This is a genomic window from Lysobacter sp. TAF61 (genome assembly GCF_052113485.1).
In the GTDB taxonomy this organism is placed as follows: domain Bacteria; phylum Pseudomonadota; class Gammaproteobacteria; order Xanthomonadales; family Xanthomonadaceae; genus Lysobacter_J.
Map to the genome: position 1 here is coordinate 250,655 of NZ_JBFRDH010000007.1, position 13,575 is coordinate 264,229.

The window sequence follows — 13,575 nt, forward strand, 5'->3', positions numbered from 1 at the left end:
AGGGTTGTAGCGCGCGCGGCCGTCAGGCCCCGCTGACCGGCGCCGGCAGCGCCTGGTCGGGTTCATGCGCCGGCGCTTGCGGCGCCGGCAGTTCGTCACGACCATCCAGGTCCACTTGCGCGGCCACCCAGTCGGGCAGCCAGGTCCGCAACCACTGTGCGCCCGGCACGAACACCGGCACCACCTGCGAACGCTGCCATTGTTCCTCGCGCGGCATCGCCGTCAAACCCAGCAGCAGCACCAGCGCGCAGGCGACGAACGCACCACGCGCCAGGCCCAGTGCCAGGCCCAGCATCCGGTCCAGCCCGGACAGGCCGACCGACTGCACCAGCTTGCGCACCAGCCAGCCCACCAGGCCGACCACGATCAACACGCCGATGAAACACAGTGCATAACCACCGAGCAGTTCGCCTGGGCCGGCATCGCCGTCGCCTGCGAACAACAGCGCCACCTGCCCGCCGAACCGGAACGCCGCCCACCCCGCCAGCACCCAGGCGGCCAGCGAGGCCAGCACGCCGACAAAGCCGCGCATCAGCCCGAACAGGGCCGACGCCACCACCACTGCCAGCAGCACCCAGTCAATCGCGCTCATGCGCTGCGCTCACTGTCTGCCTGGCCTAGATGGGGTCAGGGATGCGGTCGGACAATGCCGCTGACGCCCAGCTTTGCCGAGACCTGACCCTTGAGCTGGTCGGCGTCGGCGCGACTGGCGACCGGCCCGACCCGGACCCGGTTCAGCACGCCCTTGTCGGTTCGGACCTGCTCGACGAAGGCGCTGAAACCGGCCGCGCGGGCCCGATCGCGCAACTTGGCGGCCTCTTCGGCGCTGCCGAAGGCGCCCAGCTGGACGGCGAAGCCGGTATCGGCGGCGGCCGGACGGGCCGGCGCGGCAACCGGGGCAGCGCTGGCGACCGTGGTCGGAGCAGGCTTGGCGGCGGGCTTGGCCGGCGCTTCGACTGGTGGCTTGGTGACAGCGGCCTTGGTGACGGCCGCCTTGGCAGGCTCCGACGGCAGCGGCGCCGGCCGGGTGGCCGGCGTCGAGTCGGCCAGCGGCACCGGCGCCGAGACGGCGGGCGCGGGCGCCACGGCCGCGGTCTGCGCGGCAGCAGCCGGGTCGGCAGCGTCGGCGTCGAGCGTCACTACCTTGGCGCCGACGTCGCTGCGCACGCGCGCCGACTGCAGGCGCGCGGCCTCGGCTTCGGCCTGCGTGGCATAGGGTCCGATGCGGACGCGATAAAGGGTGCGGCTGCCGCTGGCGGGCGCCGCTTCCTGGTAACCGGGTAATTGCGCCGAGGCCAGCGCCTTGACCACGCGATCGGCGTCCGCCGACGAAGCGTAGCTGCCGAAACTCACTGCGTAGTTGCCCCCGGCGGTGCCCGCGGCGGAACTGGTCGCCGCATCCGGCGTCGCAGTGGCCGCCGCAGTGGCCGTGGTGTCGACCGTCGGCAACCTGTCGGCGTCGCCAGCGTCCATGCCGACCGCGCCACCCTGCGGCGCCTGGCCGGGGGTCACCAGCGGCAACTCACGCGTCTCGAACTCGCCCTGCGGAGCGTCGGGCAGCTTGAGGGGAACGTCGGAGGCTCCGCTTTCGGGCGCCGGGCCCTTGATCAGCATGGGCAGGAAGATCACCGCCAGCGCGACCAGTACCGTCGCGCCGATCAGTCGCTGTTTCAGGGCAGGTTCCATCGGGTCTCGCACACCGCAGGCGGATTGCCGCGCGAATTATACCCTTGCCGCCTGCCCTGACCGTTGCCTGAAATCGAATCGCGTCACACCGTTCAGTCGTGACCGAGCCATTCCAGCGCCGCGGCGGCGGTGTGGAACGAACCAAACACCAGCACGCGATCGCCCGGGGCTGCCTGCGCATGCGCCTGGCGCAATGCCTCCTCGACTGTTGCATGGCGTGCGCCCGCCGCTGCGTGCGTGTCCCGCAGTCGCTCCACCAGCGCCTGCGCGCTGCCACCGCGCGGCCCGGGCAAGCCGGCCAGGTGCCAGTGCCCGACCTGGGAAGCGATCGCATCGACCACGCCCGCCACGTCCTTGTCGCTCAACGCCGCATACACCGCGTGGACCGCACCCGGCACGGGATTGGCTGCCAGCCAGGCGGCCAGCGCGCGCGCCGCCTGCGGGTTGTGGCCGACATCCACCACCACCTCGACGCCATCGCGATCGACACGCTGCAGGCGGCCGCGGACGTCGGCGCTGGCGATGCCTTCGATGATGGCCTGGCGCGTCACCGTCCGGCCCAGCGCGCGCAATGCGGCAATGGCGACGGCGGCATTGCGCAGCTGCACGGGTGCGACCAGGCGCGGCATTGGCAGGTCCAGGCGGAAACCGACTTCGCGCCAGCGCCAGCGCCGCGGCAGCGGACGGCCGTTGCCATCGAGCTCCACCGGCAGCACCTCGAAGAAGAAATCGTTGCTGATCCGCCAGGTCGAGGCGCCGATGCGGTAGGCGTGCCCGAGCACGCTCGACGGCGGGTCGTCGTCGCCGAGCACCAGGGCCTTGCCCATGCGCGCGATCCCGACCTTCTCCGCACCGATCGCCTCGCGCTCGTCGCCGAGGTAATCCTGGTGGTCGAGATCGACCGTGGTGATGATCGCCACATCGGCATCGACCAGGTTGGTCGCATCCAGGCGCCCGCCCAGGCCCACCTCGAGGATCGCCAGGTCGAGCCCGGCGCGCTCGAACAGCCACAGCGCGGCCAGGGTGCCGTACTCGAAATAGGTCAGCGCGACCTCGCCGCGTGCTGCCTCCACGCGTGCGGCCTCGATGGCCTCGAACGCAGCGATGAGGTCGGTATCGCCAACGTCTGCGCCGTCGATGCGGATGCGCTCGTTGTACGTGAGCAGGTGCGGCGAGGTGTAGGCGCCGACCTTGCGCCCCGCGGCACGCGCCATCGCCTCCAGGAAGGCAACCGTCGAACCCTTGCCGTTGGTGCCGCCGACCGTGATGACCTTCTTCGCCGGGCGCTTGAGGCGCAGCCGCCCGGCTACTTCGGCGATGCGCTCCAGGCCCATGTCGATGGTCTTGGGGTGGATGCGCTCGATGTATTCGAGCCAGTCGGCAAGCGTGCGGGTCATCGCCGCATTATCGCCTGTCCGCGTCGCTTACAGCGCCCGGTGCACGGCTTCTCCGAACAGCAGCGTGTGGTGGCTGCAGTCGTTCAGGCGCACTACCTCGAGGTGGTCGACGTCGGCGCCTTCGAGCAGGTTGATGGTGGTGGGCGCCTGGCGGAAGCTCCACAGCCGCGCCAGCGGGATGCCCAGCACGTGGCACAGCAGCACTCGATTGACCGCATCGTGGGCGACCACCAGCAGGGTGTCGCCATCGCCCAGCCCCTCGGCAGCGCGCGCGAAGGCCGGCCAGGCGCGGTCGAACACATGCTGCAGCGACTCGCCCTGCGGCATCAGCACTTCGTGCGGGGCGTCGCGCCAGGCCTGCAGGCGTTCGCCGTCGCGCTCGCGGATTTCGCTGGCAAGCAGGCCTTCCCAGGTGCCGTGGGCGATTTCCATCAGGCCCGGATCGAGGGTCAGCGGCAGGTCGCGCTCGCCCAGGGCGAACTCGGCGGTCTGGCGCGCGCGGGTCAGCGGCGAGGCGACGGCACGGGTGATCGGCAGCTCGCGCAGGCGCTCGCCAAGCGCACGCGCCTGGCCAATGCCGACCGGCGACAGCGGGATGTCTTCCTGGCCCTGGTAGCGGCCTTCGGCATTCCACGGCGTCTCGCCGTGACGGGCTAATAGGATGCGCATGTGTCTTGTGTGTGGGGACGCAGCACCGCAGCCTAGGCAAATGCCGGCGGCGGCACAACCGTTGCACTGGCAACCGCCGCGCCGGTGCGCGAGGATCAGGGCCCCTGCAAGGAGCACGACCATGGCACGACAGGTGAACGGCGAGTTCGAGGTCAAGCGCACGCCCGAAAGCGGCTGCGATCTGGGCGACGGTGTCGTCGCCGGCCATTTCCGTTTCGACAAGCGCTTCCATGGCCCGCTCGACGCAACCGCGGTGGTGCACATGCTCGCCGTCGGCACCGAGGTCGAGGGCTCGGCGGCCTATGTCGCCATCGAGCGCATCAGCGGCTCACTCGATGGCCGCGTCGGCGCCTTCCTCACCCAGCACAACGGCACCCTCGACCGCGGCGTGCCGACGCTGACGGTGAACGTGGTGCCCGATTCTGGCACGGGCGAGCTGCGGGGCCTGTCGGGACGAATCATCATCGACATCGCCGACGGCAAGCACTTCTACACGTTCGACTACGAGCTTCCGACGCAAGAGTGAAACGTGCCGGTCACTTCTTCTGCGGCAGGCCGATTTCCTGCAACAGCTGCGGCGCCGGATAGACTTCCTGCATGATCCAGCGCATGTAGCGCTGGTCGACCGAGATCATCCGCGTCATCGCCGGATCGAACACCCAGTTGCTGCTCACCGACTCCCAGTTGCCGTCGAACGCGAGCCCGACCAGCTTGCCCTGAGCGTCGAGCACCGGCGAACCCGAATTGCCGCCGGTGATGTCCAGGTCCGACAGGAAGTTCACCGGCACCGTGCCGAGCTTCTTGTCGGCCAGGCCACCGTAGTTCTTCGCCGCGACGGCATCGAGCAGCGCCTTGGGCGCATTGAACGGATCCTGACCGGTGGCCTTGGCGGCGACTTCCTCCAGGCGCGTGAACGGCGCCTGCTTGCTGCCGTCGAGCCTGGTGTAGCCGGTGACGTTGCCGAAGGTGATACGCAGCGACGAGTTGGCGTCCGGATAGACGAACTGGCCCTTGCTCTTGCGGTAGTCGGCCACCGCCTGCAGGTACAGCGGGCGCGACAGCAACGCATCGCCGGCACGGGCCTTTCCTTCGTTCTCCAGCTGCAGCACGGTCGGCATGATCGCCACCGCGAACTGGATCGCCGGGTCCTTGCTCTTCTCCAGCTCGGCGCTGCTGGCCGTCATCAGGCGCAGGCGTTGCTCGGTGATGCCCAGGTTGGTTTTGGCGAGCTTGTCGAGCGCGCGGTTGATCGCCTTGTCGTCGCTGCCGCCAAGCCACTTCTCGAGCGCGGGGATCCGCTGCGACGCCGGCAGCTTGGTGTACTCGCGCAACCAGTAGGCCTGCAGCTGGCGGTCCATCGCCGGCACGTAGCGGCGCTCCATCTGCCGCATGCCGCCTTCAAACGTCGCCAGGTCGCGTTGCTGGTAGCCCTGCTCGCGCTGCGCATCGGGCTTGGCGCGCTCGAGCGACAGCCGGTACAGCTGCGTCGCCGCACCCAGGACACCCGTGCTGCGCAGCTGGCCGAACACCAGGTCGCGCTCGCGGTTGCCGCGCGCGGCTTCATCGAGTTCCACCAGTCTGGCGTGCGCGGCCAGCGCCGGCTCGCCCTTGCCGCCCTGCTGGCGCAACCACTCCAGGATCGCGGTTTCCTCGGCCTGCTTGCGCTGCGCCGCGTCGATGCGCTTGAAGCCTTCGAGCTGACCCTCGTAATTCTTCATCGTGTTCTGCCAACCCTTGACGGTGCTGGCGTACTTCACGGCGACGTCCGGATTCCTGCGCCCTTCGGCCTGGACCAGTGCGACCAGGTCCTTGTAGTGTCCGGCGATGGTCGGATAGGTCCAGCTCGCGGTTTCCTGGAACTCCTCGGCCAGTGCATAGCGCGAGGTGCGCCCCGGATAGCCGGCCACCATGACGAAGTCGCCGGCGCCGAGCGGCTTGTCGGCGAATTTCAGCCAGGCCTTGGGCTGGTAGGGCACGTTGTCGGGCGAGTACGCGGCCGGCTTGCCGTCCTTGCCGACATAAGCGCGATAGAACGAGAAATCGCCGGTGTGGCGCGGCCAGGTCCAGTTGTCGACCTCGCCACCGAAGTTGCCCACGCCTGCCGGGGGCGCGTAAGCCAGGCGTACGTCGCGAATCTCGAGGTTGCGGAACAGACGGTAGGTGGTGCCGCCAGAGAAGCTGTACAGACGGCAGCGGAAGCCGGCCTCGCGCTCGCACGAGGCCACCAGCTGCTTCTCGATGGTTTCCAGCGCGGCCGTGCGCGCCAGCGCATCAGGCGCCGCGGCGATCGCATCGTGGACCTGACGGGTCACGTCCTGGATGGTGTCGAGCGCGTAGATGCGCGCGTTGGGTCCGGCGGAGACTTCATCGGCCGGCGTGGCGGCATTGAAGCCGTCCTTGATGAGGTTCTTTTCCGGCGTGGAGTTGAGCTGGATCGCGCCATAGGCGCAATGGTGGTTGGTGACCACCAGGCCCTGCGGCGAGACAAAACTTGCAGTGCATCCGCCCAGCGAGACCACCGCGGCCATCGGATCGCCGGTCAGGTTGGCCAGTTGCCTGGGATTGAGCTTGAGGCCGGCCTTCTTCAGCGGGCCGGCAATTTCCGGCAACTGCTGCGGCACCCACATGCCCTCTCCTGCCCGGGCGACGCCGGCTCCAGCCAACGCACCCAGTACCGCAACTGCCAACACCGTATGACGCATGCATCCGCTCCGAGCAGGAAAATCAACGACCGAGTCTAGCCCGTGGCGAACCCGCGCGACCATGACGCGGAACGGGCTGCCATTCAGCTTTGTCGCGCAATCTGCCGGCCGTCATTCCGCCGGCAGATTCATTTCCTTCAGCAGGTGCGGGGCCGGATAGACCTTTGCCAGCAGCCAGCGCAGGTAGCGCATGTCGACATGGATCGCACGCTTGTAGCGCGGATCGAACATCCAGCTCGCACTCACCGCTTCCCAGTTGCTGTCGAAGTTCAGACCGATCAGGTCGCCCCTGGCGTCAAGAACCGGCGAACCGGAATTGCCGCCGGTGGTGTCGAGGTTGGTCATCAGGTCGACCGTCTGCGTGCCCAGGCTCGGCTCGGCGGTGCTGCCGAAATCGCCCTGGGCAATCGCATCGCGCAGCGGCTGCGGCGCGTTGAACGGCTCGGCACCGGTGTGCTTCTCGACGATGCCCTGGACGGTGGTCAGCGGCAGGTAGTGCACGCCGTCGTGCGGATCCATCGCGCTGATGCGGCCGTAGCTCACGCGCAGGGTCGAGTTGGCATCCGGGTAGACGGCGCGGCCCTGCGACTTGCGATAGGCGATCAGCGCGCGCATGTAGGCCGGGCGCAGGCGCAGCAGTTCGCCGGCGCTGGCCTTGCCCTCGCCTTCGATCCGCTGGATCGCCGGCAGCAAGGTCGCCGCGGCCTTGAGCAGGGTGTCGTTCGACTTGGCCAGCGTGGCGCTGCTGGCGCTCATCGCCGCCAGTCGCTGCTTCTCGTCGCCCAGGCGCGTGCCCGCATACAGCGCGTCGAGGCGCGTCTTCAGCTGCGCCGGCGTGGCGCCGAACACCGCGTCGAACTCGGCAACGTGCTGCGCTTTCGGCAATGCCTGGTACTGCCTGATGAGCTCGGTCAGCAAGGCCTTCTCGATCGCCGGCGAGTAGCGCCGTTGCACCTGCTTGAGCTGGCCGGTGATCAGCACCTCGTCGCGCTGCTGGTAACCACTCTCGCGCTGCTCGTCGGGCCTGGGACGCTCGGCCGCCCAGCGCTGCAGCGTGATCGCCGAACGCAGCAACTGCGTCTGCGACTGGATCACGCCCAGCAGCTGGTCGCGCTCGCGCGTGGCCACGCCCTGGTCGATCACCGCCTGGGCGGCGGCGATGTCGGCGCGCGTCGCGGCGGCGTCGGCCTGCTTGTCGAGCCAGGCGTACATCGCGGCTTCGTCATCGCGACGCACTTTGGCCGCGTCGCTGCGGCGCAGCCCATCCAACTCGCCCTGGGCGCGCTTGAGGGTGTTCTTCAAGCCGCGCACCTGTGAGGCATAGCTCACGCGCGCGGCCTCGTCCTTGCTGCCGCCGGCTTCGATCACGTCGATCATGCGCTGGTACAAGGCCACGCGCGACGGCAACTGCCAGTCGATCTGGTTGGCGAATTCCGAGGCCATGCGATGACGGAACGTCACGCCCGGGTAGCCGGCGAGCATGGCGAAGTCGCCTTCCTTGACGTTGCGCGTGGACACCTGCAGGTGTGCCGGTGGTACGTAGGGAACGTTGTCGGCCGAGTAGTCGGCCGGCTTGCCGTCCTTGCCGACGTAGGCGCGCAGCAGGGTGAAGTCGCCGGCATGGCGTGGCCAGACGAAGTTGTCGACCTCGCCGCCGTAGTTGCCGATGTCGTTCGGCGGCGCATAGACCAGGCGCACGTCACGCAGCTCGAGCTGGCGCACGAGGTAGAAGTCGGTCCCGTAGTACATGTTGGCGATGCTGCAGCGATAGCCCGGCTCGCTTTCGCACCTGGCCACGGCGGCCTTGCTGGCGCTGTCGACCGCGTCGTAGTAATCGCGCCCCTGCTTGCCGCGCGCAGCGGCGAGGATGGTGTCGGTGACGCGGTCGAAGCCGGTGGTCACCAGCACGCGATAGTCGGGATTGGCGGGCAGTTCGCCGGCGCGATTGCTGGCGATGTAGCCGTCCTTGATCAGGTCGCTGCCAGGCTTGGAGTTGTACTGGATCACGCCAAAGGCAACGTGGTGGTTGGTCAGCACCAGGCCGTCCTTCGACACGAACGCGCCGCTGGCGCCGCCAACCTTGACCACCGCATTCATCGGCGGCCGCGCCAGCTCTGCCAGGTCGCCGGGCTTGCCCTTGAAGCCGGCGGCCTTGAGCTGGCGGGCGATCTCGGGCAGCTGCGACGGCATCCACATGCCCTCGTCGGCGTGGGAGACGCCGGCGCCGACGATCAGCAGCACGGAGACGGACAGGGCGGACAAACGGTGGCGCATGGTCGGCATGACGGGCTTCGAGCGGCTCGGGAAGCCGGCGACGATAGGCCAACCCGACCGGCCGGGGCAAACCTGCCCCCCGGCCCGGGCGGGTCGGCGGCGTATAATTCCCGCCTCTTTACCGCCAATCCGCGGACGTTCCCAAATGACGCAAATGATGAAAGCGCTGGTCAAGCGCGAAGCTGGCAAGGGCATCTGGATGGAAGAGGTGCCGGTCCCGGCGCCCGGCCCGAACGAAGTCCTGATCAAGCTCGAGAAGACCGCGATCTGCGGCACCGACCTGCACATCTACCTGTGGGACGAGTGGAGCCAGCGCACGATCAAGCCCGGCCTGGTGATCGGCCACGAATTCGTCGGCCGCATCGCCGAAGTCGGCCCGGGCGTGACCGGCTACAAGACCGGCCAGCGCGTCTCGGCCGAAGGCCACATTGTCTGCGGCCATTGCCGCAACTGCCGCGCCGGCCGCCAGCACCTGTGCCCGAACACCGTCGGCATCGGCGTCAACCGCAACGGTGCGTTTGCCGAATACATCGTGATGCCGGCCAGCAACCTGTGGCCGATCCCGGACCAGATCCCGAGCGAACTGGCCGCGTTCTTCGACCCCTACGGCAACGCCGCGCATTGCGCGCTGGAGTTCGACGTGGTCGGCGAGGACGTGCTGATCACCGGTGCCGGCCCGATCGGCATCATTGCCGCGGGCATCTGCAAGCACATCGGCGCGCGCAATGTCGTGGTCACCGACGTCAACGACTTCCGCCTCAAGCTCGCCGCCGACATGGGCGCCACGCGCGTGGTCAACGTCGCCAACACCTCGCTCAAGGACGTGATGGCCGACCTGCACATGGAAGGCTTCGACGTCGGCCTGGAGATGAGCGGCAACCCGCGCGCCTTCAACGACATGCTCGACTGCATGTACCACGGCGGCAAGATCGCCATGCTCGGCATCATGCCCAAGGGCGCCGGCTGCGACTGGGACAAGATCATCTTCAAGGGCCTCACCATCCACGGCATGTACGGCCGCAAGATGTACGAGACCTGGTACAAGATGACGCAGCTGGTCCTCAGCGGCTTCCCGCTCGGCAAGGTGCTGACGCACCAGTTGCCTATCGACGATTTCCAGCAGGGTTTCGACCTGATGGAATCGGGCAAGGCCGGCAAAGTCGTGCTGAGCTGGAACTGACCGCCATGGCAAACTCCCCTGCCCTGACCGCCCGCTACGCGGAAGAACTCGACAGCATCCGTGCCCAGGGCCTGTTCAAGGCCGAGCGCGTGATCACCTCGCCGCAGTCGGCGCAGATCACGCTGGAAGATGGCCGCACGGTGCTGAACTTCTGCGCCAACAACTACCTCGGGCTCGCCGATCACCCCGACGTCATCGCCGCCGCCAAGGCCGCGCTCGACACGCACGGCTTCGGCATGGCCTCGGTGCGTTTCATCTGCGGCACCCAGGACCTGCACAAGCAGCTCGAGCAGACCATCGCCGGGTTCTTCGGCACCGAGGACACCATCCTCTACGCCGCCTGCTTCGACGCCAACGGCGGCCTGTTCGAGCCGCTGCTCGGCGAAGACGACGCGATCATCTCCGACGCACTCAACCACGCCTCGATCATCGACGGCGTGCGCCTGTGCAAGGCCAAGCGCTTCCGCTACGCCAACTGCGACATGGCCGACCTGGAGAAGCAGCTCCAGGCCGCCGATGCCGCCGGCTGCAAGACCAAGCTGATCACCAGCGACGGCGTGTTCTCGATGGACGGCTTCATCGCCCCGCTCGACGAAATCACCGCGCTGGCGAAGAAGTACAACGCCCTGGTACATATCGACGAATGCCACGCCACCGGCTTCCTCGGCGCCAGCGGCCGCGGCTCGGCCGAAGTGAAGGGCGTCATGGACAAGATCGACATCTTCACCGGCACCCTCGGCAAGGCCATGGGCGGCGCACTCGGCGGCTTCACCACCGCGCGCCGCGAAGTGATCGAAATGCTGCGCCAGCGTTCGCGGCCGTACCTGTTCTCCAACTCGTTGCCGCCGCACGTCGTGGCCGCCGGCATCAAGGCGTTCGAGATGCTGTCCTCGGCCGGCGAGCTGCGCGAACAACTGGCTGCCAATACCGCCTACTTCCGCGAACAGATGAACCAGGCCGGCTTCGACATCAAGCCCGGCGTGCACCCGATCTGCCCGGTGATGCTGTACGACGCACCGCTGGCGCAGAAGTTCGCCTCGCGGCTGCTGGAGGAAGGCATCTACGCGATCGGCTTCTTCTTCCCGGTCGTGCCGCAGGGCCAGGCGCGCATCCGCACGCAGATGTCGGCCGCGCATACGCGCGAGCACCTGGACCAGGCGATTGCGGTGTTCATCAAGATCGGCCGCGAACTGGGCGTGATCAAGGGCTGACGTTCGCGCAGTCACGGCGCGGCAAAAACAAAAGGCCGGTCATTGACCGGCCTTTTGCATTCCATCCGACGAGGATGTGTTTGTTTACTTGCCCTTGGCGTCGCTGGCGACCTGGGCACCGCCCTGCGCTGCGGCAGGCTGCGCGCCGCCGCCCGGTGCGCCCTTGGCCACGCGGATACCGCGCGACTTCATCCAGGCGTCGAATTCCTCGGCAGTCATCTTCTTGCCGTTCTGGTTCATGTTGAAACGGTACGGCGTGTTGTCGAACTGGGTCTTGGGCTTGTACTCGCCCGGCAAGGTGGATTCCGCGGCGACTTCGGCCTTGGGCTCTTCGGCCTTGGGCGCGGCTTCGGCGGTCTTGGTCTTCTTGCCCGCGGCGACCATCACTCCCTGCTCCATGCGCACGGCCGAACGGGCGACGTCCGACTGCGCTGCCACACCCTGGCCATGATCGACCGAGCCGGTGTGCGCGGCGGCAACGCCCGACACCAGCAGCAACGAAACCACCATCGACATCTTGCGCATCTGAGCTCTCTCCCCACGACGAAGTTGGCCGCAGTGTAGGCGTCAAAACCGCGCAAAGGAAACGTTAAAAGAGTGATGTGGCCCACAGTCCGACACTGTGCGTCACCCGCTCCAGCGAGGACCGGCACTCAGCTCACAGATGAACAGGGGGCACGGTCAGTGCGCCCACTTCCGCATCATTGAGGTGACGCCATTGCCCCTTGCCCAACTCGCCCAGCTGCAGCGACCCGATGCCAACCCGGACCAGTCGCAACACGCCGATGTCGAACCCGTCGAGCAGGCGGCGGATCTGACGGTTGCGGCCCTCGTCGAGGACGATCTCGAGCCAGGCATTGCGTTCGCCGCTGCGCAGCAGGCGCGCCGAGCTGGCGCGCAACCACTCGCCTTCGGCCTCAACCCCCGCCACCAGCGCCGCCAGCAGGGCCTGCTCGGGAAGCGTGTCGACCTGGACGTGGTAGGTCTTGTCCGGACCGGTCTGCGGGTCGGTGATCAGCGCCGCCCAGGCCGGGTCGTTGCTGAACAGCAGAAGGCCTTCGCTGGCCTTGTCGAGCCGGCCCACCGGCGCCAGCCACGGCAGCCCGGAACCGTCGAGGCATCGGTAGACCGTATCGCGGCCGCGTTCGTCCTGGGTACTGGTGACCAGGCCCCGCGGCTTGTTGAGCATCAGGTGGATCCGCGGCGCCTGGTCGAGATCGCGCCCGTCCACGACGATCCGCTGCCGGCCTTGCACGATCGGAAACTCCGGGTCGCGGACCACGCGTCCGTCGACTTCAACGCGACCGGCCTGGATCCAGCGTGCGGCCTCGCTGCGCGAGCACAGGCCCTGCTTCGACATCACGCGCGCAAGGCCGTGGCGAGGCGTGGCCGCGCGGGTGGAAACCGGCTTCACGAAATGCCGGCGCAGCGGCACAGGCGACGGGGCGCAAAGGCGCCCCACGCAATCACTTCTTTTCTTCCTTGACCGGCACCGGAGCGACCGGCGCCACCGGTGCGGCCGGCGCTGCGACAGCGCCCTTGCCCTTGGCCACGCGCACGCCCTTGGCCTTCATCCAGGCATCGAACTCTTCGGCGGTCATCTTCTTGCCGTTCTGGTTCATGTCGAAACGCCACGGCGTATTGTCGAACTGCGTCTTGGGCTTGTAGGCCGCCGCGTCGTTCGCGCTCGGCATGGCGGCAGCCGGCGCCGCCGCCGGCAATGCCTTGGCCACCTGGCACCCTTCCAGGCGCAGGCGGAACAGTACCTGGTCCACGGCCAACGCTTCGTCGAACGCCTGCGACAACACGCCGGTAGGTGCACCGAGCTGATGGCTGGGAACGACGAGCTCCGGTGCGATCGGAGCGACCACGGTAGGACGGATCGGCAGCGACGTCGGTGCTGCGACCGAACCGCATTGCGCGGACTGCGCCTGTGCCATCGAGGCGATCAACATCAACGACAGACCGAACATCGCGCGCATGGCGCCGCTCCTTCCATTCGCCCCTGGAACCGGAACGTTCCCGGGCTGCCTGCGCAGTGTAGGCGTCAGTCCAAGGTGCGACAACCTTGAAAACAGGCGTAAAAGCAGCCTCACGCGGGCATAACGCATGCGCCTGCGCCGATGCTGGCGCATGAACGACGAAGCCCGGCGCGAGGCCGGGCTTCGAAGATTGCCTGGAAGAATCGTTACCGAGGTTCGTTACCGGGCTTCGTTACCGAAACCCGGCGTCCCGAACTCAGTTCTGGACGTTCAGCTCGGTGCGACGGTTCTTCTCGCTCTTGCAGGCCGGGAACGCCTGGCCCACGTCCTCGAGCGGGCGGCTCTCGCCGTAACCGATCGGGCCCACCAGACGCGCGGCGTCCACACCATTGCTGGTCAGGTAGTCGTACACCGTGGTGGCGCGACGCTCCGACAGCTTCTGGTTGTACGCATCCTTGCCGCACTGGTCGGTAT

At 67.9% G+C, this 13,575-nt stretch carries 13 protein-coding genes; 3 read left to right on the top strand and 10 right to left on the bottom strand.

Features of this window, described 5'->3' with window-relative positions:
* Positions 1-22: 22 nt before the first annotated feature.
* The 4 genes from AB4Y64_RS16420 to AB4Y64_RS16435 form a co-directional block, all read right to left on the bottom strand.
* Positions 23-592, bottom strand: coding sequence for a CvpA family protein (locus AB4Y64_RS16420; RefSeq protein ID WP_441817540.1), 570 nt, complete (start codon positions 590-592; stop codon positions 23-25).
* A gap of 35 nt (positions 593-627) precedes the next feature.
* Positions 628-1,686, bottom strand: a complete 1,059-nt coding sequence (locus tag AB4Y64_RS16425; protein ID WP_441817541.1) for an SPOR domain-containing protein — start codon at positions 1,684-1,686, stop codon at positions 628-630.
* 92 nt (positions 1,687-1,778) lie between these two features.
* Entirely contained in the window at positions 1,779-3,083 is a 1,305-nt protein-coding gene (folC, locus tag AB4Y64_RS16430) for a bifunctional tetrahydrofolate synthase/dihydrofolate synthase (protein WP_441817542.1), read from the bottom strand.
* Between the two features lie 27 nt (positions 3,084-3,110).
* Entirely contained in the window at positions 3,111-3,752 is a 642-nt protein-coding gene (locus AB4Y64_RS16435) for a histidine phosphatase family protein (protein ID WP_441817543.1), read from the bottom strand.
* A gap of 121 nt (positions 3,753-3,873) precedes the next feature.
* Between AB4Y64_RS16435 and AB4Y64_RS16440 the strand changes: the two genes are divergently transcribed.
* Positions 3,874-4,278: a DUF3224 domain-containing protein gene (locus AB4Y64_RS16440; RefSeq protein WP_441817544.1), complete on the top strand. Its 405-nt coding sequence runs from the start codon at positions 3,874-3,876 to the stop codon at positions 4,276-4,278.
* Positions 4,279-4,288: 10 nt separating this feature from the next.
* On the opposite strand, the gene AB4Y64_RS16445 is transcribed toward AB4Y64_RS16440, so the two are convergent.
* Together AB4Y64_RS16445 and AB4Y64_RS16450 are read right to left on the bottom strand one after the other, a co-directional pair.
* Positions 4,289-6,454 (bottom strand): S46 family peptidase, encoded by a 2,166-nt coding sequence (locus AB4Y64_RS16445; RefSeq protein ID WP_441817545.1) that lies wholly within the window; start codon positions 6,452-6,454, stop codon positions 4,289-4,291.
* Between the two features lie 111 nt (positions 6,455-6,565).
* A complete protein-coding gene (locus tag AB4Y64_RS16450) occupies positions 6,566-8,728 on the bottom strand; it encodes a S46 family peptidase (protein WP_441817556.1) in 2,163 nt (720 codons plus the stop codon).
* A gap of 145 nt (positions 8,729-8,873) precedes the next feature.
* On the opposite strand from AB4Y64_RS16450, the gene tdh reads away from it, so the two are divergent.
* On the top strand, positions 8,874-9,908 hold the full coding sequence (gene tdh / locus AB4Y64_RS16455) for an L-threonine 3-dehydrogenase (RefSeq protein WP_441817546.1): 1,035 nt from the start codon (positions 8,874-8,876) through the stop codon (positions 9,906-9,908).
* Between the two features lie 5 nt (positions 9,909-9,913).
* Positions 9,914-11,119, top strand: a complete 1,206-nt coding sequence (gene kbl / locus AB4Y64_RS16460; RefSeq protein WP_441817547.1) for a glycine C-acetyltransferase — start codon at positions 9,914-9,916, stop codon at positions 11,117-11,119.
* Positions 11,120-11,203: 84 nt separating this feature from the next.
* Here the strand turns inward: kbl and AB4Y64_RS16465 are convergent, their stop codons facing one another.
* From AB4Y64_RS16465 to AB4Y64_RS16480, 4 genes are all read right to left on the bottom strand, one after another.
* Complete coding sequence (locus AB4Y64_RS16465; protein ID WP_441817548.1) at positions 11,204-11,644, bottom strand: hypothetical protein; 441 nt, start codon at positions 11,642-11,644, stop codon at positions 11,204-11,206.
* A gap of 133 nt (positions 11,645-11,777) precedes the next feature.
* The gene (locus tag AB4Y64_RS16470; protein WP_441817557.1) at positions 11,778-12,479 is read right to left on the bottom strand and encodes a pseudouridine synthase; all 702 of its coding nucleotides are present in this window, start codon (positions 12,477-12,479) and stop codon (positions 11,778-11,780) included.
* A gap of 106 nt (positions 12,480-12,585) precedes the next feature.
* Positions 12,586-13,101, bottom strand: coding sequence for a hypothetical protein (locus AB4Y64_RS16475; protein ID WP_441817549.1), 516 nt, complete (start codon positions 13,099-13,101; stop codon positions 12,586-12,588).
* Positions 13,102-13,357: 256 nt separating this feature from the next.
* Positions 13,358-13,575: OmpA family protein (locus AB4Y64_RS16480; protein WP_441817550.1), on the bottom strand; the 218-nt coding region annotated here is incomplete at its 5' end.

What these genes read in the sequence shown, in the direction of transcription:
- AB4Y64_RS16470 (WP_441817557.1), bottom strand. Translation starts at nt 12,479, where the DNA reads ATGTCGAAGCAGGGCCTGTGCTCGCGCAGCGAGGCCGCACGCTGGATC.
- folC (WP_441817542.1), bottom strand. Translation starts at nt 3,083, where the DNA reads ATGACCCGCACGCTTGCCGACTGGCTCGAATACATCGAGCGCATCCAC.
- AB4Y64_RS16465 (WP_441817548.1), bottom strand. Translation starts at nt 11,644, where the DNA reads ATGCGCAAGATGTCGATGGTGGTTTCGTTGCTGCTGGTGTCGGGCGTT.
- AB4Y64_RS16435 (WP_441817543.1), bottom strand. Translation starts at nt 3,752, where the DNA reads ATGCGCATCCTATTAGCCCGTCACGGCGAGACGCCGTGGAATGCCGAA.
- AB4Y64_RS16425 (WP_441817541.1), bottom strand. Translation starts at nt 1,686, where the DNA reads ATGGAACCTGCCCTGAAACAGCGACTGATCGGCGCGACGGTACTGGTC.
- AB4Y64_RS16420 (WP_441817540.1), bottom strand. Translation starts at nt 592, where the DNA reads ATGAGCGCGATTGACTGGGTGCTGCTGGCAGTGGTGGTGGCGTCGGCC.
- tdh (WP_441817546.1), top strand. Translation starts at nt 8,874, where the DNA reads ATGACGCAAATGATGAAAGCGCTGGTCAAGCGCGAAGCTGGCAAGGGC.
- AB4Y64_RS16450 (WP_441817556.1), bottom strand. Translation starts at nt 8,728, where the DNA reads ATGCGCCACCGTTTGTCCGCCCTGTCCGTCTCCGTGCTGCTGATCGTC.
- AB4Y64_RS16445 (WP_441817545.1), bottom strand. Translation starts at nt 6,454, where the DNA reads ATGCGTCATACGGTGTTGGCAGTTGCGGTACTGGGTGCGTTGGCTGGA.
- kbl (WP_441817547.1), top strand. Translation starts at nt 9,914, where the DNA reads ATGGCAAACTCCCCTGCCCTGACCGCCCGCTACGCGGAAGAACTCGAC.
- AB4Y64_RS16475 (WP_441817549.1), bottom strand. Translation starts at nt 13,101, where the DNA reads ATGCGCGCGATGTTCGGTCTGTCGTTGATGTTGATCGCCTCGATGGCA.
- AB4Y64_RS16440 (WP_441817544.1), top strand. Translation starts at nt 3,874, where the DNA reads ATGGCACGACAGGTGAACGGCGAGTTCGAGGTCAAGCGCACGCCCGAA.